19 protein-coding genes are annotated in these 22,038 nt (G+C 33.9%); 8 read left to right on the plus strand and 11 right to left on the minus strand.

Features of this window, described 5'->3' with window-relative positions; all coding sequences use genetic code 11:
* The first annotated feature begins 2 nt into the window (after positions 1–2).
* On the plus strand, positions 3–629 hold the full coding sequence (locus J0383_RS02985; RefSeq protein ID WP_207298642.1) for a 3'-5' exonuclease: 627 nt from the start codon (positions 3–5) through the stop codon (positions 627–629).
* Between the two features lie 51 nt (positions 630–680).
* Here J0383_RS02985 and J0383_RS02990 read toward each other — a convergent pair whose 3' ends face one another.
* The 9 genes from J0383_RS02990 to ychF all read right to left on the minus strand — a co-directional run bounded on the left by J0383_RS02990 (position 681) and on the right by ychF (position 12,294).
* Complete coding sequence (locus tag J0383_RS02990; protein WP_207296969.1) at positions 681–1,016, minus strand: hypothetical protein; 336 nt, start codon at positions 1,014–1,016, stop codon at positions 681–683.
* Positions 1,017–1,176: 160 nt separating this feature from the next.
* A complete protein-coding gene (locus J0383_RS02995) occupies positions 1,177–3,897 on the minus strand; it encodes a DNA gyrase/topoisomerase IV subunit A (protein WP_207296970.1) in 2,721 nt (906 codons plus the stop codon).
* A 58-nt stretch (positions 3,898–3,955) separates the two neighbouring features.
* Positions 3,956–5,824 (minus strand): DNA topoisomerase IV subunit B, encoded by a 1,869-nt coding sequence (locus J0383_RS03000; RefSeq protein ID WP_207296971.1) that lies wholly within the window; start codon positions 5,822–5,824, stop codon positions 3,956–3,958.
* Positions 5,825–5,986: 162 nt separating this feature from the next.
* Positions 5,987–7,162, minus strand: coding sequence for a nicotinate phosphoribosyltransferase (gene pncB / locus J0383_RS03005; protein ID WP_207296972.1), 1,176 nt, complete (start codon positions 7,160–7,162; stop codon positions 5,987–5,989).
* Between the two features lie 79 nt (positions 7,163–7,241).
* On the minus strand, positions 7,242–8,171 hold the full coding sequence (locus J0383_RS03010; RefSeq protein ID WP_239023226.1) for a transglutaminase domain-containing protein: 930 nt from the start codon (positions 8,169–8,171) through the stop codon (positions 7,242–7,244).
* Between the two features lie 55 nt (positions 8,172–8,226).
* Complete coding sequence (locus J0383_RS03015) at positions 8,227–8,751, minus strand: NADPH-dependent FMN reductase (protein ID WP_207296974.1); 525 nt, start codon at positions 8,749–8,751, stop codon at positions 8,227–8,229.
* Positions 8,748–9,707: a YihY/virulence factor BrkB family protein gene (locus J0383_RS03020; RefSeq protein ID WP_207296975.1), complete on the minus strand. Its 960-nt coding sequence runs from the start codon at positions 9,705–9,707 to the stop codon at positions 8,748–8,750. The genes J0383_RS03015 and J0383_RS03020 overlap by 4 nt, the downstream gene beginning before the upstream one ends.
* Before the next feature lie 271 nt (positions 9,708–9,978).
* Positions 9,979–10,656: a TIGR02117 family protein gene (locus J0383_RS03025; protein WP_207296976.1), complete on the minus strand. Its 678-nt coding sequence runs from the start codon at positions 10,654–10,656 to the stop codon at positions 9,979–9,981.
* Between the two features lie 543 nt (positions 10,657–11,199).
* The gene (gene ychF / locus J0383_RS03030) at positions 11,200–12,294 is read right to left on the minus strand and encodes a redox-regulated ATPase YchF (protein ID WP_207296977.1); all 1,095 of its coding nucleotides are present in this window, start codon (positions 12,292–12,294) and stop codon (positions 11,200–11,202) included.
* A gap of 296 nt (positions 12,295–12,590) precedes the next feature.
* On the opposite strand from ychF, the gene J0383_RS03035 reads away from it, so the two are divergent.
* Positions 12,591–15,221 (plus strand): TonB-dependent receptor, encoded by a 2,631-nt coding sequence (locus J0383_RS03035; RefSeq protein ID WP_207296978.1) that lies wholly within the window; start codon positions 12,591–12,593, stop codon positions 15,219–15,221.
* A gap of 71 nt (positions 15,222–15,292) precedes the next feature.
* On the opposite strand, the gene J0383_RS03040 is transcribed toward J0383_RS03035, so the two are convergent.
* The gene (locus J0383_RS03040) at positions 15,293–16,450 is read right to left on the minus strand and encodes a hypothetical protein (RefSeq protein ID WP_207296979.1); all 1,158 of its coding nucleotides are present in this window, start codon (positions 16,448–16,450) and stop codon (positions 15,293–15,295) included.
* Between the two features lie 168 nt (positions 16,451–16,618).
* Positions 16,619–16,969, minus strand: coding sequence for a 4Fe-4S dicluster domain-containing protein (locus tag J0383_RS03045; RefSeq protein WP_207296980.1), 351 nt, complete (start codon positions 16,967–16,969; stop codon positions 16,619–16,621).
* A 150-nt stretch (positions 16,970–17,119) separates the two neighbouring features.
* On the opposite strand from J0383_RS03045, the gene J0383_RS03050 reads away from it, so the two are divergent.
* From J0383_RS03050 to J0383_RS03075, 6 genes are all read left to right on the plus strand, one after another.
* Positions 17,120–18,187, plus strand: a complete 1,068-nt coding sequence (locus J0383_RS03050; RefSeq protein ID WP_207296981.1) for an acyl-CoA reductase — start codon at positions 17,120–17,122, stop codon at positions 18,185–18,187.
* Between the two features lie 93 nt (positions 18,188–18,280).
* Positions 18,281–19,351: a 3-phosphoserine/phosphohydroxythreonine transaminase gene (serC, locus tag J0383_RS03055; protein ID WP_207296982.1), complete on the plus strand. Its 1,071-nt coding sequence runs from the start codon at positions 18,281–18,283 to the stop codon at positions 19,349–19,351.
* Positions 19,352–19,482: 131 nt separating this feature from the next.
* On the plus strand, positions 19,483–20,433 hold the full coding sequence (locus J0383_RS03060; protein ID WP_207296983.1) for a D-2-hydroxyacid dehydrogenase: 951 nt from the start codon (positions 19,483–19,485) through the stop codon (positions 20,431–20,433).
* Positions 20,434–20,531: 98 nt separating this feature from the next.
* A complete protein-coding gene (locus J0383_RS03065) occupies positions 20,532–21,092 on the plus strand; it encodes a DUF937 domain-containing protein (RefSeq protein ID WP_207296984.1) in 561 nt (186 codons plus the stop codon).
* Positions 21,093–21,256: 164 nt separating this feature from the next.
* A complete protein-coding gene (locus tag J0383_RS03070; protein WP_207296985.1) occupies positions 21,257–21,691 on the plus strand; it encodes a DUF6146 family protein in 435 nt (144 codons plus the stop codon).
* 31 nt (positions 21,692–21,722) lie between these two features.
* Complete coding sequence (locus tag J0383_RS03075) at positions 21,723–22,031, plus strand: DUF6787 family protein (RefSeq protein ID WP_207296986.1); 309 nt, start codon at positions 21,723–21,725, stop codon at positions 22,029–22,031.
* Positions 22,032–22,038: the final 7 nt, after the last annotated feature.

Raw genomic sequence — 22,038 nt, forward strand, 5'->3', positions numbered from 1 at the left:
TGATGGGATTATTCAATTTTTGGAAAAAGGAAGAGAATCTATTCGATGAAAATATTACAATCGAAGAAACACGTTTTGTAGTTTTAGATACAGAAACAACAGGTTTTGATTATGATAACGACCGAATTTTATGCATTGGAGCATTGGTTCTTCAAAATGGAATTATTGCAGTTCAAAACAGTTTTGAAGTTTATCTCGAACAAGAGCATTATGATAAAGCGACCGCTCAGATTCATGGAATTTTGAAAGCTTTCATTATACAACGTCCAACCGAATTAGAAGCTTTGCAACAGTTTTTAGATTTTTTAGGTGATTCGATCATCATTGCACATCACACTATTTTTGATATCATGATGATCAATAAAGCTTTGGAACGAAATGGTCTTCCACAGTTGACCAACAAAACTTTAGACACAGCTTATTTGTACAAAAAGACACTAATAAAATCGCATTTGTTTGAACGAAAAGATCATTACACTCTTGATGATCTTGCTGATAAATTCGACATTTCAAAAAAAGACCGTCATACTGCTTTAGGCGACGCTTATATTACCGCTATTGCATTTTTAAAAATTATTAAAAAGTTAAAAGAGAAAAAAGCGATTAATTTGAATTTCTTGTTTAAATAAGCTGTCAGGAGTATTCTGATAGCTTATTAAAAAAACAATTATACTCTAAAATTATTCATTACTATAAAAATCACTTTCTTTTTTAAACAAATAAATCTTAGATTTTTTTAAACTTCTTTCACTAAACATTCCCAATGAATCTGGTTTTCGATATACTTTTTTAATTTCATATTCTTCTTTGTGCAATACTATCAAGCAATCTTCATTTGATTTTATATTGGCACTAAAATATCCAAAATCGTCTGTTTTCGTCACAATTCCATTTACTTTTACGTATACATCTTTAATCGGTTTATCTGTATCATAATCGTAAACATAACTATAGAATTTATTATTAGTACAACTGGATAACAATACTATTAAAATAAGAAAATATCTGATCTTCATACTAAATTTAATTTCTATTTAAAAAATAGAAATAAATATAAAACTAGAGTTTTGGTATAAAGTCTACAATAAGTTAAAAAAATACAACAATAAGTTTTTTAACTTTAAATGAAAGATATAAAAAACGCTAAGAAATCAATCTTAGCGTTTTACATTTATTTTAGTCTAAAACCAAACCAATCTGACCATCATCATCTAATTCAGTTTCGACTGGATCATCTTCTGAAATTTCTGTTTTTTCTGGAGCTTCTTCTACAGGTTCTTCATATGGAAGCGGATCTAATAAATTGACTTGTCGTAATTTATCAGTTGTTAATTGATTTCCTAAGGCTTTAAAACCTTTTACGGCTATAAAGTCTTCAACATCAATATGAAGATCGTCTTTTTGAACTCCTTTTACTTTTGCAAAAACCAATTGGGCTACCGGACGATAATCTGTAGATACAATTTCTAATTGCGAATTTGGATGATCAGTTATAAAGCTTTCCTCTTTTCCTTCGTTTTCTACTAGGAAACGTTTTAAGAAATATCGTTCCTTTTCACCATCATAGTAAATGGCAGAAATTGGTTTCTTAGGCTTCCATTTTTCCAGCACAATCATATCTTCCTCAAAGTGAGTCGATAATTCTGGAATAATCACCTTTAGTTTACCTGATTGACTAATAACTAATATTTTATCTGTCGGTTTAAATTCACCCAGAAGTTCTCCTCTTCCATCAACATTTAAACGTTTTACGGTATCATCAAACCAAACTTTTCTTGGGAGTAAAGTCGAAATTCCTTTCTCTTTTAATTCAATTTTCTTGATTGGATATTTGGTTACCAAGTTTCCTTTTGATGCTCGGCCTTTAATCGCCAATTTAGCAAAATCAATATCGAATTTCAGTTTTTTAATTGTTCCTATTTGGCGTAATAAAATCGTTACAACCTCAGCTTCACCATTTGGATTATGTGAGAAATAAACAACTTGTGAACCGTTTGTTCCATTTGTTAAATCATACGCTTTATCACGAGTGACTCCAGTAACATTAAAGCGTTTTATATAGGATGGTCCTGATTTTCCATCACGATAAATCATGTTGTAAATGGTACGTTTATCACCTTTATCGAACACGGCGACGTGAATAATATCTTTTCCAACAAATGTTTTGGAATCAACTTTGGTAATCATCATTTTACCGTCGCGCAAAAACACAATTACATCATCAATATCAGAACAATCGGCTACATATTCGTCTTTCTTTAAGCTTGTTCCAACGAAGCCTTCTTCGCGGTTTACGTATAGTTTTGTGTTACGTAAAACTACTTTTGTAGCCTCAACGTTATCAAAAACACGAAGTTCTGTCTGACGCTGACGCCCTTTTCCGTATTTCTCTTTTAATTTGGTAAAATAAGAAATAGCAAAATCAGTCAGATGTTCCAAATTGTATTCTACCTCTTTCATTTCTTCTTCAAGCTTCGAAATCAATTCGTCTGCCTTATCAGAATCGAAACGAGTAATACGAATCATCGGAATTTGAGTCAAACGCTGTAAATCATCATCGTTGATTTCTCTAACAAATGACTTTTTGAAAGGCTCAAATCTGTCATACAAGTATTTGTATAATGATTCTCTGTCTCCATATAATTTGAAATCAATGTACATTTCTTCACGAATGAAGATTTTCTCCAAAGTAGAAAAATGCCATTTATTTTTTAATTCTTCTAATTGAATTTCAAGTTCCTGCTTAAGTAAATCAACCGTTCTTTCTGTCGAAATTTTCAACATTTGAGAAACTCCAATAAACAACGGTTTGTTATCTTCAATAACACAACCTAAAGGCGCTATAGAAGTTTCACAAGCTGTGAACGCAAATAAAGCATCGATTGTTTTATCTGGCGAAACACCTGGGAAAAGGTGAATTAAAATTTCAACATCGGCAGCGGTATTGTCTTCAATTTTCTTGATTTTGATTTTACCTTTTTCATTGGCTTTCAAAATACTATCAATCAAACTAGAAGTATTGGTCGAAAACGGAATCTGTGTAATTACCAATGTATTTTTGTCTAACTGCGAAATTTTAGCTCGCACGCGTACACGTCCGCCACGCATTCCGTCGTTATAATTTGAAACGTCGGCTATACCAGCAGTCATAAAATCAGGATAAAGCGTAAACGGTTTTCCTTTTAAAATTTTAATCGAAGCGTCAATTAATTCGTTAAAATTATGCGGCAAAACTTTTGTTGATAGACCTACCGCAATACCTTCTGCTCCCTGCGCCAAAAGCAAAGGGAATTTTACTGGAAGATTAATAGGTTCTGCTTTCCTACCATCGTACGATAATCCCCATTCTGTAATTTTTGGAGAGTACAGAACCTCCAAAGCAAATTTAGATAAACGTGCCTCGATATAACGGGGAGCGGCCGCACCATCACCAGTTAAGATATTTCCCCAGTTTCCTTGGCAGTCAATCAATAAATCTTTTTGTCCAATCTGCACCATTGCATCACCAATACTCGCATCTCCGTGTGGGTGATACTGCATAGTGTGTCCTACTACATTGGCAACTTTATTATAACGACCATCATCCAACTCTTTTAATGAGTGCATAATACGACGCTGAACAGGCTTGAATCCGTCTTCGATAGCAGGAACGGCGCGCTCCAGAATTACGTACGAAGCGTAATCCAGGAACCAGTCTTTATACATTCCGGTTACCTTCGTAATAACATCTTCGCCTTCTTCTTCTTGATTTTCGTAAAAATGCTGTCCTTCAAAATGTTTAGCATCTACGTCGATAATTTCATCGTCATCTCCATTTTGATTGCCATCAATCTGGTTTTCATCCTGATTATTCTCGTCGTCGCTTGGAATCAAGTTGTCGTCTTCTTCGTCTTTCATTTTTTATGCTGAATTATTTCAGTATTTTTTCAATTTAATTTTAACAGAAGTATTTTCTTTAAGCTTCCTCAAGCTCATCAATTTCAACCTTCAAATTCTTAATAATAAAATCTTGTCTGTCAGGAGTGTTTTTTCCCATATAGAAAGATAACAACTGTTCAATCGAAGTATGTTTATCCATCATAACTGGATCAAGACGGATCGTATCTCCAATAAAGTTTTTGAACTCATCTGGCGAGATCTCTCCCAAACCTTTAAATCGGGTAATTTCTGGTTTTGGTTTTAGTTTTTCGATTGCTTCTTTTCTTTCTTCTTCAGAATAACAGTAAATCGTTTCTTTTTTGTTACGAACCCTGAAAAGTGGAGTTTGTAAAATATACAAATGTCCTTCTTTGATTAATTCTGGAAAAAACTGCAAAAAGAAAGTAATCAAAAGCAAACGAATGTGCATTCCGTCGACATCGGCATCGGTTGCGATTACGATGTTATTGTAACGTAATTTTTCTAACCCGTCCTCGATATCCAATGCTGCTTGAAGCAAGTTGAATTCTTCGTTTTCATACACGATTTTTTTAGACATTCCGTATGAATTCAAAGGCTTACCACGTAAACTGAAAACTGCTTGTGTGTTTACATCACGTGATTTAGTGATTGATCCAGAAGCCGAATCTCCCTCGGTAATAAAAAGTGTACTTTCTAAGTTTCTTGGATTTTTGGTATCTGGAAGATGCGCACGGCAGTCTCTTAATTTTTTATTATGAAGATTGGCCTTTTTAGCACGATCTGTTGCCAGTTTTCTAATTCCTGATAATTCTTTACGCTCGCGTTCTGCCTGAAGAATTTTACGCAATAAAGCTTCGGCAGTTGCTGGATTTTTATGCAGGTAATTATCTAATTTCGTTTTGATGAAATCATTAACGAAAGTACGAACAGAAACAGCTGGGGTTCCATCATCAGATCCCATATCGGTTGAACCTAATTTTGTTTTGGTTTGAGATTCAAAAACTGGTTCCATTACTTTAATGCTAATCGCACTTACAATCGATTTACGAACATCTGATGCTTCGAAATTCTTATTGTAAAATTCGCGAATAGTTTTTACAACTGCTTCACGATAAGCCGCTAAGTGCGTTCCTCCCTGTGTTGTATTCTGACCATTTACGAAAGAGTGATATTCCTCACTGTATTGCGTTTTACTATGCGTTAACGCTACCTCAATATCGTGGTCTTTCAGGTGAATAATTGGATATTCTAAGTCTTCTTCGTTGATGGTTTCTTCTAACAAATCACGAAGTCCGTTTTCTGAATAGTATTTTTCTCCGTTGAAAATAATCGTCAAACCATTGTTCAAATAACAGTAGTTTTTGACCATTTTTATAACATATTCTAAACGGAACTTATAATTTTTGAAAATAGTTTCGTCTGGCGTAAAAGTTACTTTTGTCCCTTTACGTTTTGTAGTTTCTATTACGTCTTCTTCTAAAACTAAATTTCCAGCAGAAAATTCAGCTGCTTTTTGTTTCTCTTCACGAACTGATTCTACACGAAAATAAGTCGAAAGTGCGTTTACCGCTTTTGTTCCGACACCATTCAAACCTACCGATTTCTGGAAAGCTTTAGTATCGTACTTTCCTCCTGTGTTCATTTTCGAAACGACATCGACCACTTTTCCCAACGGAATACCACGTCCGTAATCACGAACTGTAACCGTTTTTTCTTTAATACTTACCTCGATAGTTTTCCCTGAGCCCATAACGAACTCATCGATACAGTTATCTAAAACCTCTTTTAGAAGAATGTAAATACCATCATCTGGTGCAGATCCGTCTCCAAGTTTTCCGATGTACATTCCCGGACGCATACGGATATGTTCTTTCCAATCGAGTGACCGAATATTATCTTCGGTATATTGATTTTGCTCTAGCATAAATGAATTAAGGATTTTTGGCTAATGTACCATTTATCGGTAAAAAATAAAAGCGTATTATTTTTTTGTTACGAATAATAACAGTTTAAGTCTATTTAAATTGATTTTAAAATAAATCGGGGGCTAAAGATATAAAAAAACTGCTTTTTCAGCAAAAAAATACTATTTGATTCCGAGTACTTGCTTCGCCAGCGCAATCATTTCGGGTGTTCCCGTATTTTTGTTTTTTTCGTCGGATAATTTTACAACTCCCTGCCAATGTGTACTATCAGGTTTTGTATCTGTTAATTTTATGACCATGTTCATGGAAGGCAATCCTACATCATTTGTAAAATTAGTTCCTATTCCGAAAGACATTTTTATTTTGTCTTCACAGAAATCAGAAATGATTTTAACTTTGTCATAATTAAGCGAATCCGAGAAAACAATTGCTTTCGATTTTGGATCGATTCCCATTTTGGCGTAGTGGGAAATTACTTTTTGAGCAAATTCTACAGGATCGCCGCTGTCATGTCTAACGCCATCAAAAAGTTTGGAATATTTTTTATCAAATTGATTAAAAAATATGTCGGTTGTATACGTATCTGTTAACGCAATTCCGAGATCTCCACCATACACCTGTGTCCAATGTTCAAGGCTCATTGAATTGGCCATTTTAAAACCATATTGCGCGGCATGAAACATAAACCATTCATGCGCATGCGTTCCTAAAGGTCTTCTATTATTGACCATCGCAAAATGCACGTTACTGGTTCCTATAAAGCTTTGTCCGCCGTAGGTTCTCAGCGTTTCATTAATTAAATTATGAACATCGTATGAATGACGACGTCTGGTACCAAATTCTAAAACCGAAACTCCGAGTGTATTGTAATTATCGATTTTTTCTTTGGTCAGATTTTTTATAGCTTCATCATTTAAACGAATTAAATGGCTGGCTTTATAAAAAAGTTCCGAAATTAACGCCATAAGAGGCACTTCCCATAAAATTGTTCGGTACCAAAATCCTTCAACAGTAACGTTAATTTCTGAACCTTCTTGACTTATTTGCACTTCTGAAGGATCAAAGCTATATCCCTGAAGAAAATCCAGATAAGTTGGATCAAGATAAGGACAGTAATGTGCTAGATAATTTTTTTCGTCTTTGGTAAGTTTCAAATCTGCCATCGCATCGACTGAACGACGAAGTAAATCTGCAAAACCAGCTGGAAAAATATGTTTTCCACGGTTTATAAATCCGTAACGGACTTTAGCCTTTGGAAAAAGTTTTATTACAGCATGCTGCATTGTAAATTTGTAGAAATCATTATCTAAAATCGATTTCAAAAAAGTAGTTTCCATGGCAATAAATTCGAATCATTTACTGCTAAGGTACGGTAAATTAAGGAAAGATGAAAATCTTACAATACAGAATAGGAATCTATTTATGAACTATTTTAAACGAAACAATGCTATTGGTATTTACAAAAATAGTAATGTAATCTCCCAAATTATTATCGGCAAGAATTTGAAATTCCAAGCTGCCTCTTTTCTCTTTCGGGTTTTGAACTTTAACGGGCTGATTCCTTTTATTTAAATAGAAAACCTGATCTGATTTAGAAATGTTTTTGATTTCGACCGTAATTTTATCGCCACTTTTTACTTCCAGTATTCCTGAATCTGGGGATTTAATTTTATTATCATTTTCTATAGTCTTATTGTAAATCAGCGGACCATTTAAAAAATCATCTTTACTTATTCTATTTCCTAAATAAGTACCGGAATCTGGATAGTGTTTTGCGAAAAAATAATCTGGATCAGTATCAAAGTAAACTGGATTAAAATCATTTACCATTCGTCCTTTGCTGCTGTCATAATATCCTTGTCCCCAAGTTACATCAATCAATCGCCATTTTTTATCAATTAAAACAATATTCCAAGCGTGGTTTGAAGATGTATTTTTTCTGCCGATATCTGCCAATCGGGTCTTAGAATCCCCTCTTATTATTTCACATTCAATTCCGACTAATTCTGCCAAATGCTGATACAAAGCCGTGAATCCTTCGCAGACTGCTTTTTGTGATTTGAAAGCTTTCTGAATCAGGTTGTCATTGAGCTGTTTCAGTTTTCGTTGTTTTTCAGCTTCTGTTGAATAACTAAATCCTTGTATTTTAGGTGGATTTAGAAATGCATTATAATCGTATTTAATATTTAAGGCGATCCAGCTGTAAACAGCGCGTGCTTTGTCATAGTCAGAACTAAAATCTTTATTGATTTTGTCTGCTAATTTTTCTGTGCTGGCAAAACTTTTAGAATATTTTGCAACAATTTTATCGACTTCAGTTAGCTTTTGCGCTAAAGCGGAATTCAAAAAAATTATGTTGAAAAAAAGGAATATAAAAGCAATCTTTTTTATGGGCATTGATTTAAAAACTTGATTTGATAATTTCTTTTAATTGTTGATCCAATTCAGGATTTGATATTTTATTTTCCTGTAAATCAAAATTCGCGCCAAAAGCTGGTAATGAGAAAGTTCCTTTAATTTCGGCACCATAACGCGGGAAAAGATTTTGAGCGATTCCTAAAACTGATGCACCGCCTCTGCCTCCAGGAGAAGTTGCTAATAATAACATTGGTTTATGCTGAAAAACATCTTTTTCAATTCGCGAACTCCAGTCGAAAACATTTTTGAAAGCAACAGAATAATTCCCGTTGTTTTCAGCCATTGAAACTACCAGAATATCAGCTTCTTTCAGTTTATTCAAAAAAGCTTGAGCGATTTGATGCTGTCCTACTTCTTTTTCTAAATCAACACTGAATAGCGGCATGGCATAATCGTTTAAATCTAAAACTTCAACATCGGCATTTTCAAATAAACTTGATGCATAAGTTGCTAAACGTTTATTAATTGACTGTGTACTGTTGCTTCCTCCAAAGGCTATAATTTTCATATTTTCTCGTTTGTTAATCTTTGTTGTGTGGATTCTTGGGTTACATCTTCGATTTCGTAAACTTCTTTTGCAATCTCTACAGAATATTCATTTGGATAAATTTTTCCTCCATATGATTTTGCATAGACTTTTGTAAATTCTGCTCCAAAGTAAAGAATTATTGCGGAATAATAAACCCAAACTAAAATAATGATTACAGATCCTGCAGCCCCATAAACTGAAGCTACTGTAGAACTACCCAAATAGAATCCAATGGCAAATTTACCAATCATAAATAGTACTGCGGTTACACTCGATCCAATAATAGCATCTTTCCATTTAATTTTTCCGTCAGGTAAAGTTCTGAAGATTATGGTAAATAAAAGGGTTATACTAGCCAGCACAATAACTATATTAACTACATAAAATAAATAAACGGTACTTTCTGGAAAATATATTTTTAAACGCGCACTCACTAAATCTAATACTGTATTAATAAACAAACTGACGATCATTAAAAAACCTACAGATGCAATCATAGAAAATGACATTAATCTGTTTTGTATAAATTTTCTAACTCCTTTATCAGGCTTCGCACGAAGTCCCCAAATGTAATTTATAGAACTCTGAATTTCTGCAAAAACTCCCGAGGCACCAATTAACAACATTACAATTCCAAATACAGTTGCAAAAACATTATTTCCAGACAATTGCACATTCTTTATTGCTTCTTGAATTTGCGTTGCTGCACCATTGCCTACCAAACCATTTATTTGTCCGTAGAGCTGTCCTGTAACAGCTTCTTCACCAAAGAAAAAACCACAGATTGTTATGATAATAATTAATAAAGGCGGAAGTGCAAATATGGTATAATACGATAATGCTGCACTTAGTTTGATGGCATTGTCATCATTAAACTCTAAAAATGTATTCTTTAGTAGAAACCATGTTTTTGAAAAGATATTTTTGGATTTCATTTTGCTGATTTTTTGATATACTCTCAAATTTAAGCAATAATCAAAAAAACGGTATTCTTGGATTTTATTCAGATTTTACATTTTTTTCATGTCAAACTTATATAGCCCCTACGGGACAAATTTAATTGCGTAAAAATCTTTTCTACCGATATTATACTCCTGACGGAGTTTTTTTCAATGAATTATATATCTCGCTAGAGATTTTATTTTGGTAACAACTAAAAATCTCATGGTTTTAATGTTCCGTAGGAACTATACTTGGTTGACCATACTATTTATAATGACAAAAAATCCCTTTATCATAAACCGTCCACAAACTTGCTTTTTGGTTTGCCGCCTTTAACGCATTGTTTGCCCAGGTATTGCAAGTATAAAAAAGACTGTAACTTCCTTTGGCTTCATAAAAAGCATCTTTCATTCCGTAGCTATGGCCTTCAATCCATTGTGGATGAACAGGATCACTGAAACTATCCGAAATATAATTAACCAAACTCTGATAGTTTTCTTTTGAAATCAAGATTCGTTTACAATCTTCGCCCTCTTTCAACTGTTTAAAAAATGTAGTGTGCATTGCCGAAGAACTCACACCAAAAGCCGCTTTTAAGGCGGTGCTTGCTTTTAAGTCCGACCATTCCGGCGTGTCTAAGTAAAAACCTTTATCACCCCAGCCAAAAGCGATATAATTCATTAAAGAATCTTTTGATTTGGTTTGATTGAACTGGATTTCATTTCGCCAGTCTTTGATTTCGTTTTTAATAGGAACTACAACATCAGTATGAACTCCATTGGAAAGAATGTAAATAGGAACCGCATTTTCTTCTTCCACTTTTGCAATATCTGAATTGACTGTTATTTTTGAAATAAGTAAAACTGATGTAACATAAAGAGCAAGGAAAGTGAAAATTCCGAATAAAGTCCAGCCCAGAAATTTGAAAGATTTTTTTAACATTTGATTGGTTGATTTTAGATTAGTAATTGGTTAATTTTTCTGTAACCAATTTTTAAGCCAAAAATTTATTTGTTGAAAATAGAATGTGGATTTTTCTGATTCGCTTTCGCGAAAGCGCAGATTTACAAGTATTTTTTTCTATTTTTTTACTCTCATTTTTTGTCCTGAGCGAGTCGAAGGACACACGAGAAACGCAACAAAGAGAATCGACAATTATTACGTTGGCTTCGACTTCGCTCAGCCTGACAAACTTTGCGTTTATTTGAAAAAATATTTCATCTCATTTTTGTCCTCCTGAGCGAAGTCGAAGGACACACAAGAAACGCAACTAAGAGAATCGACAATCTTTGCTTGGGCTTCGACTCCGCTCAGCCTGACAAACGATGACTTTTGTCTAATTTCTTTCTTCTTTCCTCTTTCCCCTTTCCCCTTTCCCCTTTCTCCTATTTTCTAAAACAAAAAACTGCCGAATTTCTCCAGCAGTTTTTTCTATTCTCTTTATTCTTTATTCTTTATTCTTTATTCTATTCTCTAAAAAAAAGACTAAACGTTGAAACGGAAGTGCATTACATCACCATCTTTTACCACGTATTCTTTTCCTTCTACTCTGAATTTTCCAGCTTCTTTTGCTTTTGCTTCAGAACCGTATTGAACATAATCGTCGTATGAAATTACCTCTGCACGGATAAATCCTTTTTCAAAATCAGTGTGGATAACTCCAGCTGCTTGTGGTGCAGTTGCTCCAATATTGATTGTCCAAGCGCGAACTTCTTTTACACCTGCTGTAAAATATGTTTGCTGTTTTAATAATTTGTAAGCTGCACGAATTAAAACTGAAGCTCCCGGCTCTTCTAATCCCATATCTTCAAGGAAAACCTGACGCTCTTCGTAGCTTTCTAATTCAGTGATATCAGCCTCTGCTCCTACTGAAAGCACAATAACCTCAGCGTCTTCATCTTTTACTAATTCACGAACCTGATCTACATATTTGTTTCCGCTTACTGCAGAACTTTCATCAACGTTGCAAACGTATAAAACTGGCTTTGCTGTAATCAATTGGAAACTTTCTAATAAAACTTCTTCGTCATTATTTTGAGGCACAATTGTTCTTGCAGATTTTGCCTGCAATAAAGCCTCTCTAATTCTATTTAATAAAGCTTCTTCAGTCTGTGCTTCTTTATTTCCTGTTTTAGCAGCACGTTTTACTTTTTCTAAACGTTTTTCAACAGTTTCTAAATCCTTTAACTGTAATTCGATATCGATAGTTTCTTTATCACGAATTGGGTTTACGTTTCCATCAACGTGTACAATGTTATCGTTGTCAAAACAACGTAAAACGTGAATAATAGCATTACACTCTCTAATGTTTCCTAAAAACTGGTTTCCTAGACCTTCACCTTTACTAGCCCCTTTTACCAAACCTGCAATATCTACGATATCTACAGTTGCCATTTGAACACGCTCTGGTTTTACTAATTCTTCTAATTTATTAATTCTTGGGTCTGGAACGTTTACAACACCAATATTTGGTTCGATTGTACAAAACGGAAAGTTCGCACTCTGCGCCTTTGCATTAGATAAACAATTAAATAATGTTGATTTTCCAACATTTGGTAATCCTACAATTCCTGCTTTCATCTGTTTGTTTCTATTTATTTTAGTCGGTCTTTTTTAGGCTGAGACACGGACGTTTTAACTTGTAATTTAATGAATTATAACCTATTTATAATTTTTGCTTTCTGCTAAAATGATATTTTTTGGCTTTAAAATTTTGCAAATATAAGATTTAATACCTCGTGAGCGAAGTAAAAATGTGCATTAATATAATTTTAAGGTTATTCCTAAAAATTTTTAAACTTTTTATTAAGCTTTTGTTAAAAAATGGTAATTTTAGAAAAATTTCCAACAAAAAACAAACCAAAAAACCAACAACCATGAAAAAGATTGCATTATTATTATTCCTGTTGAATTCAGCGTTTCTATTTGCCCAAAAAGAAGTTTCGGGTGTCGTAAAGGACAAAACAGGAAATCCCCTCCCTGGTGTGAATATTGTCGAAAAAGGAACTTCAAATGGTGTTTCAACCGATTTTGAAGGAGGCTTTAGAATTAAAGTTAAAGAAGGTGCAATTTTAGTTTTTAGTTATGTAGGATTTGCTACTATAGAAAAAACAGCTTCAGATCAATTAAGTGTAACTCTTGATGAAAGCAACGGACAAGTTTTAAATGACGTTGTTGTCGTAGGATCAAGAAACACGAAAAGAACAGTTGTAAATTCGGCAGTTCCTATTGATGTTATTAATGTGAAAGAAGTAACGACTCAAAGTGGAAAAATAGAAATCAACCAGCTTTTGCAGTATGTTGCTCCTTCATTTAACGCCAATAAACAATCTGGTTCTGACGGTGCCGATCACGTTGATCCAGCTTCCTTAAGAGGTATGGGACCTGACCAAACGCTGGTTTTGATTAATGGAAAAAGAAGACATCAATCTTCATTAATAAATTTATTTGGAACTCGCGGACGTGGTAATACTGGAACAGATTTAAATGCAATTCCTGCAGCGTCTATTAAAAGAATCGAGATTCTACGCGACGGTGCTTCGGCTCAATATGGTTCTGATGCTATTGCAGGAGTTATTAATATTGTAACAAATGACAATGTAGATGAACTTACAGGTTCTATCACCTATGGAGCTTTCAATACACATGCAAAAGGCGATTTTCTGCCGGGAACTCCCAATACAGAAGGATATCGATTAGACCAGCATGGTAATGGAAATTCATACGGAAAAGATCAAGATTTTGACGGAGGTTCTGTAAGAGTTGCCGCAAACTATGGTACCGCAATTGGAACTAAAGGCGGTTTTGTAAACCTTACAGGAGAATTTCTAAACAAAAATAAAACTCTTCGTCCAGCTTACGATTTTAGAAAAGGTTTCGGAGATGCCGAAATGAGAGGCGTTAATTTATTTGCCAATCTGGCGATTCCTATTGCTGATAAAACCGAATTCTATGCTTTCGGAGGCAGCAACTTTAGAGATACTGATGCTTATGCTTTTACACGTAACGATGGTGAACGAGTAGTAGAATCGGTTTATCCGGGAGGATATACTCCAAGAATCACTTCAAAAATAAATGATAATTCAGTTGCGGCTGGAATCAGAACTCAGTCTTCGGGAGGATGGAAATTTGATTTAAGTAATACATTCGGAATGAATAAATTTCAGTACGATATTAAAGGAACTATCAATGCCTCTCTTGAAGAAAAATCACCGCATGAATTCGATGCCGGAGGACATAGTCTGCTTCAAAATACAACTAATTTTGATGTTTCTAAAAACTACGACAGTGTTCTTAATGGTTTGAATATTGCTTTTGGAACTGAATTCAGAGTAGAAAAGTTTGAAATTTTTGCTGGTGAAGAAGGTTCCTATACTACTTATGACACCAATGGAAAACCTATAACCGATCCAACTACACAAAGTGCTCCCATAGATCCTGTTTCTGGAAACCCAAGACCAGGAAGTTCGCAAGGTTTTCCAGGTTACAGTCCTGCCAACGAAGTAAATGAAAGCCGTACTAACTTTTCTTTATATGCTGATGGTGAGTTAGATATTACCGATGCTTTAATGGTAAGCACTGCGGTTCGTTTTGAAAACTACAGCGATTTTGGAAGTACCGTAAACGGAAAATTAGCATCAAGACTTAAAATTACAGATCATATTAATGTAAGAGGATCTATCAGTACAGGTTTTCGTGCACCTTCTCTAGCACAGATTTATTACAATCTACGTTTTACCAACTTTAACTCAAGCGGTGCCACCGAAGTTTTATTGGCTCCAAATAACAGTCCTGTAACCAGAGCTTTTGGAATTGACAAATTAAATGAAGAAAAAGCAGCAAATGCTTCTTTAGGCTTTACAGCTTCTTTCGGAGATTTTACAGCTACTGTTGATGGTTATTATATTCAGGTAAAAGACCGTATCGTTTTAACCGGATATTTTGATGCAAGTTCTTTAAATCTTGGTGTTTCTGAAGCACAGTTTTTTGCCAATGGTGTAGACACCAGCACACACGGTTTAGACTTGGTTTTATCATGGAAGAAAAAATTTGGTTCTTCTCAGTTTGGTGCCACTTTGGTTGGAAACATCAACGATATGAAAATCGACAAAGTAAAGAATGGTTCACTTGATGAAGCTACATTCTTTGGAAAACGTGAAAAAGCATTTTTATTAGCTTCAGCTCCAGATAACAAATTTGGATTGAACTTAAATTATGCTTTCAAAAAATTCGACGCAGGATTAGCCTTTACACGTTTCAGCAAAGTAGTTTTGGTTGATTATGCTGATGAAGACGATGTTTATAATCCAAGATTAATTACAGATCTTACTTTAGGATATCAATTCACTAAAAGTTTGAAACTAAGCATTGGAAGCAACAACTTATTTAATGTATATCCAACTAAACAGGATGAACAAGGAAATACAGAAGCTGGTGGTTATTGGGATGCTGTACAAATGGGTTTCAGCGGTGCTTATTACTATGCCAGACTTGGATTTAATTTCTAAAAAACAATTTAAATCATAAAAAAATCCTGAGCCGAAAGCTCAGGATTTTTAATTTCTGCTTTTTTTTGAAACTATAATTTATAATCTAAAGATGCAATAATTGCTTTTTCTTCATCAGTAGCTACAAAGCCCGAAATATCCCAGTAATTGGTTAGGATTTTATTCCTTTTATTGAAAAGAGATTTCTCTTTAAAAACGTCGCTTTCTTTATACGTGAAATTTTGTCTGTTAAAACCCGTAGTTGTAAAACTATTTCTAACGTGGATTTTTTTCTTTCCTTCTTTTAAAATAAGATTGTAAGCAATTTCTTCATTTGAACCAAGCAAATAATAATCTTCCCCATCAAGTCTGTAATCTACTTTGATGAATGATTTCGTAATATTTTTAGAATTCACCGCTGTTTTCTCTTCTATCTTATCGAGATTTTGAGGCGTTATATCGATTGAAAATTCAATGATAAGTTTCTTTTCCGGATCGTAAACAATTTCAAATTTATCTACGGCTTCTTTTGCTTTGTCCAAAGGCGTAATATACATTACATAATAATCCTTGTTTTTATCGTGGCCGCGAATAATAAAATCGTATTCCTTTTTCGCCTTCGGATCTAAAAGCGGATCAAAATATTTCAAATCCGTATAATTGCTCATAATATTATTGAGATCATAACCTCGTAAATCTGAACTGACATCAGTTTCTAATAAACCATACGATCTGTTCTGCTCGACCAAAAGTGTAGTTCCCGATTTTCCGCTGAATTGAAAATTTACTAATCCGTCATTATAATACGAATATTTATTATCCAGCATAAAAAACTCTCTTACATATACCTTTAAACGATACGACGAAGCTAATTTTTTCGCTGAGTTGGAAACGATTTTTTGAAGTACTTTTTGAGGAGATTGTTTCGACAATACGATTTCATCCAGTTTATTATCCTTATTATTTAGATAAACGACAAAACCATTTTCTTTTAATGATGCCCAACGCATCGTTAAACTTTCATAATTAGTTTCAGAAACTTCAACATTTGAAGCGCCATTTACTATAAAAGTAACTTTTCCCTCTTTATTGCTCGATAAGATCTGCTTGGTTTTCAAAATAACAACCGTTGCGTTTTCAATAGGCTGAAGCGTTTCTATATCTTTTACAATTATAGAATACTCTTCATTTTGAGCAAAAACACTTACATAGTTGAGTAAAACGACAAATAAGAGTAGTAATTTCTTCATAGGCGTTATTATTTTTTCAACTAAAGTATAGTTTTTTTAACAATAAAGCAACACTCGATAAATAAAACATTCGTTATCAGTAAACTAACTTTAAAAAATACCTGATTTCAGGATAAAAAAAATCCTGAGAAAACTCAGGATTTTATAGATATATTAAGAAGCTTAAGATTACTCGCCATGCAAGAATGCCTGTCTATTTAATAGCGTTTCTTCATCTTCTACGTGATTATCATCGGGTACACAACAATCAACTGGACAAACCGCTGCACATTGAGGCTCGTCATGGAAACCTTTACATTCTGTACATTTTCCTGGAACGATATAATAGATTTCGTCAGAAATTGGAGTTTGAGCTTCATTAGCATCCACCTCAGTTCCGTCAGGTAAAACTACAGTTCCTGTTAAACTTGTTCCATCTTTATATCTCCAGTCATCTGCTCCTTCATAGATTGCTGTATTAGGGCATTCCGGTTCGCAAGCCCCACAATTTATACACTCGTCAGTTATAATTATTGCCATCGTTTATTGATCTTAAAGTTAAAAGTCTTAAAGTTCCAAAGTCAAAATAAAGACAAGCATCGCTTTTGACTTTATGGCTTTTGACTTTCGACTTAATTATGCTTATTTTTGTTGCAAAATTACAATCAAAACAATTCATAAGCAAACATTATGACATTAGAAACAAAAAAAAGTGTTTTTGTTGAATTAGGAAAATTTTTAAGTCAGTTTTCTGAAGGAAATTCCACGAAGAAATCCGACGTTTTATATAATGATATCTTTTTTGATGATTTCGAAAAGCTGATTCATCTATCACAATCCCACAATGGCTGGTATACGCCAGAACAAGTTTATTTTTCGGTACAATCGTGGGCAGAAGCGTTGACAGAAGAAAACATCAACAAATGGCTTTCCGCTTATAAAATTGATGAGAATAACGAAAATCCAAAAACTGTCGCTTTGATTCTAGCAGGAAATATTCCGTTAGTTGGTTTTCATGATTTTCTATCGGTTTTAATAACTGGAAACAAAGCTTTGGTTAAAACCTCGTCAAACGATCAGCATTTATTGCCATTCTTGGCAAAATATTTAATTGCTGTTGATGAAAATTTAAAAGAGAAAATTACTTTCGTGGAAGGAAAACTAGAAAATTTCGATGCAGTAATAGCCACCGGAAGTAATAACACGTCTCGTTACTTTGAATATTATTTTAAAGACAAACCTTCAATTATCCGCAAAAACCGAAATTCGGCAGCTGTTTTAAACGGAAAAGAAACCAAAGAAGAATTAGAAGCTCTAGGAGAAGATATTTTTAGATATTTTGGTTTAGGATGCCGAAATGTCTCTAAACTTTTTGTTCCAAAAGGGTATTCTTTTGATGATTTTTTTCAAGCCGTTTTCAAATATCAAGATGTTATTCAATACGAAAAATACGCCAACAACTACGATTACAACAAAGCCGTTTTCCTAATGAGTAATTTTAAACTTATCGACAACGGTTTTCTGACATTAAAAGAAGATTCGAGTTATGCCTCTCCTATTTCGAGTGTTTTTTATGAATATTATGAAAATCTAGAAGAATTAGAAAAGCGTCTTCAGGCAGATCAGGATCAAATTCAATGCATCGTTGGAAACGATTTTGTATCCCATAGCATCCCATTCGGAAAAACTCAAAAACCGCAATTGTGGGATTACGCAGATAATGTCGATACTATAACGTTTTTGTTAACAACAAAGTAATAAATTGTTTAATTATTTCGAATATTTTAACGCTTTTTCGGCTCTTATTACCGAAATTTGCGTCTTTAAAATTTTCGACTATTAACAACAACCATGAAAAAACACAACTACAGCGCAGGACCAAGTATTTTACCTCAGGAAGTTTTTGAGAAGGCATCAAAAGCAATTTTAAATTTTAATGATTCAGGGTTATCTATTCTTGAAATCTCGCACCGAAGCAAAGATTTCGTTGCAGTTATGGAGGAAGCTCGTTCCCTTGCTTTAGAATTATTAGGTCTTCAAGGAAAAGGTTATCAGGCTTTATTTTTACAAGGTGGTGCAAGTACAGCATTCTTAATGGCACCATACAATTTATTAAAAGAAAACGGAAAAGCAGCTTATTTAGATTCAGGAACGTGGGCAACTGCGGCCATTAAAGAAGCTAAACTTTTCGGTGAAACTGTTGTCGTAGCTTCTTCAAAAGAAGACAATTATACTTATGTTCCTAAAGGTTACGAAATTCCAGCTGATGCTGATTATTTCCACTGCACAAGTAACAATACCATCTTTGGAACACAAATGAAAGAATTCCCAACAACAAATGTTCCTGTTGTTTGCGATATGAGTTCTGATATTTTTTCACGTGAATTAGATTTTTCTAAATTTGATTTAATCTATGCTGGAGCTCAAAAAAATATGGGACCTGCAGGAACGACATTAGTAGTAATTAAAGAAGAAATCTTAGGCAAAAATGGAAGAACTATTCCTAGTATGCTAGATTATGCTAAACACATTAAAGGAGAAAGTATGTACAATACTCCACCTGTATTTGCAGTTTACGTTTCTCTTTTAACTTTGCAATGGATTAAAGAAAAAGGCGGAATCGCTGCTGTTGAAAAATTAAACAACGCCAAAGCAGAATTACTTTACACTGAAATCGACAGAAACCCATTATTCAAAGGTGCTGCAAAAGTAGAAGACCGTTCTAACATGAACGTGACTTTCTTATTGAACAATCCAGAACACACAGAAACTTTTGACGCTTTATGGAAAGCAGCAAACATTTCTGGTTTACCTGGGCACCGTTCTGTTGGTGGTTACAGAGCTTCAATCTACAACGCTATGCCTATCGAAAGTGTTCAGGTTTTAGTTGATGTAATGAAAGCTTTGGAATCTAAAGTTTAACCGTTTATACGTTTAATCGTTAATTTGTTTAACTGTTTAATCGTAAAAATATTTCCTTTAAAATATCAAAAAAGAAAAATCAAATACTGGTTTATCGATTAAACGATTAACCAAATAAACATAAAAATACAATGAAAGTATTAGCAAATGACGGAATTTCTAAAAGCGGAATTCTAGCCTTAGAAAAAGGTGGTTTTGAAGTTATCACTACAAAAGTAGCTCAAGAACAAGTAGCTAACTATATAAACGAAAACAATATTGACGTAATTTTAGTTCGTAGTGCCACTAAAGTTCGTAAAGATATTATCGATGCTTGCCCAGGTATTAAAATCATCGGTCGTGGTGGTGTTGGTATGGATAATATCGATGTTGATTATGCTAAAAGCAAAGGAATTCATGTAATTAATACTCCGGCTTCATCTTCAGAATCTGTTGCTGAATTGGTATTCGGACACTTATTTTCTGGTGTACGTTTTTTACATGATTCTAACAGAAATATGCCTCTTGAAGGAGATTCTAACTTTGAAGGTTTGAAAAAAGCATATGCTAACGGAACTGAATTAAGAGGTAAAACTTTAGGTATTGTTGGTATTGGCCGTATTGGACAAGCTACTGCAAAAATGGCTCTTGGTCTTGGAATGAAAGTTATCGCTGCTGATAGCTTTATTCCTCAAGTTGATGTAAAAGTTGAATTTTTCGACGGACAATCAATTACTACTACAATCGTTTCTCAATCTTTAGAATCTTTATTCAAAGAAGCTGATTTCATTACATTACACGTTCCTGCACAAGATGGTTACATTATTGGCGAAAAAGAACTTGAAATCATGAAAGACGGTGTTGGAATCGTAAACTGTGCTCGTGGTGGTGTAATTGATGAAGTAGCATTAGTAAAAGCTTTAGATTCAGGAAAAGTGGCTTTTGCAGGTTTAGACGTTTTCGAAAGCGAACCAAAACCAGAAATGGCAATTTTAATGCACTCTAAAATCTCTTTAACGCCTCACATTGGAGCTGCAACTGGAGAAGCACAAGATAGAATTGGTACTGAGTTAGCTTCACAAATTATTACTTTGTTAAGCTAGATAAAATAAAAAAGTTATCTTTAAAGGGATTTATTACAATTTTGTAGTAAATCCCTTTCTTTTTGTTATTTTTGGAGTATAATTTAAACCTTGATATTATGTTTGAACAATTAACCCAATTAGTAAAGCAGTACGGAGGTGATGCAGTTGTAAACAACGCCGCTGTCCCAAATGAACACAATGAAGCTGTAATCAACGAAACCAGTTCGTCTATTTTCTCAGGATTGCAAAAAATAGCTTCAGAAGGAGGAGTAGAACAACTTGCCGGTTTATTCAACGGAAATGCATCAATTGATAATTCTAATCCTGTGGTAAAGCAGATTTCACAGCAATTGAGCGGCAGTTTAGGAGAAAAATTCGGTTTAAGCAGTTCAGATGCATCGGGAGTTGCTTCAAGCATGATTCCACAAATTTTAAGCTCGTTAGTAAATAAGGCAAAAGATCCAAACGATGGAAGTTTTCAAATTTCAGATATCATCAATTCCATCTCAGGAAACAGCGGACAAGCGTCAAGTATAATGGATACCATTTCAAAATACGGAATGCAGTTTGGACTTGACCAAAACGGAGACGGAAAAGTAGACTTAGAAGATGCCATAGCAGTTACCAAAAGTAAAGGAGGAATTTCTGGACTTTTCGGAAAATTGTTTGGGAAATAGTTTTTTTTTGCGCAAAGGTTCAGAGCGACAAAGGTTCAAAGTTTAAAAATTGATCTTAAAACCTTTACTTCTTTGAGCCTTTGTTCCTTTGCTCCTTTAAAAACTGTTAAAATACATCTCCCCTTTCCATTTTATTCGTAATTTTAAGTTTCTAAACTCAGATTATGAAAAAATTCATTTCCATATTGATTGTTTTACTTACAATTATAGCATGTTCTACAACTTCGCAGAATATTGCTAGTACAGACACGACGCCAATTAAAAAAGGAAATGATACCGTAAGAATTGCAAATGATTCATTAGAATACGAAGTCATCATAATTGATAACGGATTTACCAATTGGCTTGCTTCAAGAGCCTATCCAAGAAATTATTATTCATTACAATACCTTGAAAATAAAAACTATTTATATGTAACCGAGTGGAATAATCGCGTTTTACAACCACAGCGATATAATCCAAACTTATATGAAATATCGATTAATTATCGTCCGGACATACATTACGGTTATGAAGTAAATTATTTAATTTACAATTACATGATTTATTTTCAAAATACTTACAAACAAAAGCTTTGGGGTTATGTTCCATCAAGATAATATACTATATTTGTAATCATTACAAATAGCGATGAACAAACTAAAAGAACGCTGGGGAATCACCTCAAATTTACAAGCCATAATTATATTTATCGTTTTTGCCATTACAGGATCGGCATCTGCTTGGCTGTCTAAACCATTCTGTGTTTGGCTGGGTATTACCAAAGAAGATTTTGGAGGCTGGTTTACCCTAATTCGTCTTATTATTATATTCCCAATTTATCAAGTCTTACTAGTTTTTATTGGAACTATTTTTGGGCAGTTTAAATTCTTCTGGAATTTTGAAAAGAAAATGCTTAAAAACATGGGACTTGGATTTTTATTTAAAGACAAAATTTAAACCTTTT

Origin of the sequence: Flavobacterium endoglycinae (assembly GCF_017352115.1) — a bacterium.
GTDB lineage: Bacteria > Bacteroidota > Bacteroidia > Flavobacteriales > Flavobacteriaceae > Flavobacterium > Flavobacterium endoglycinae.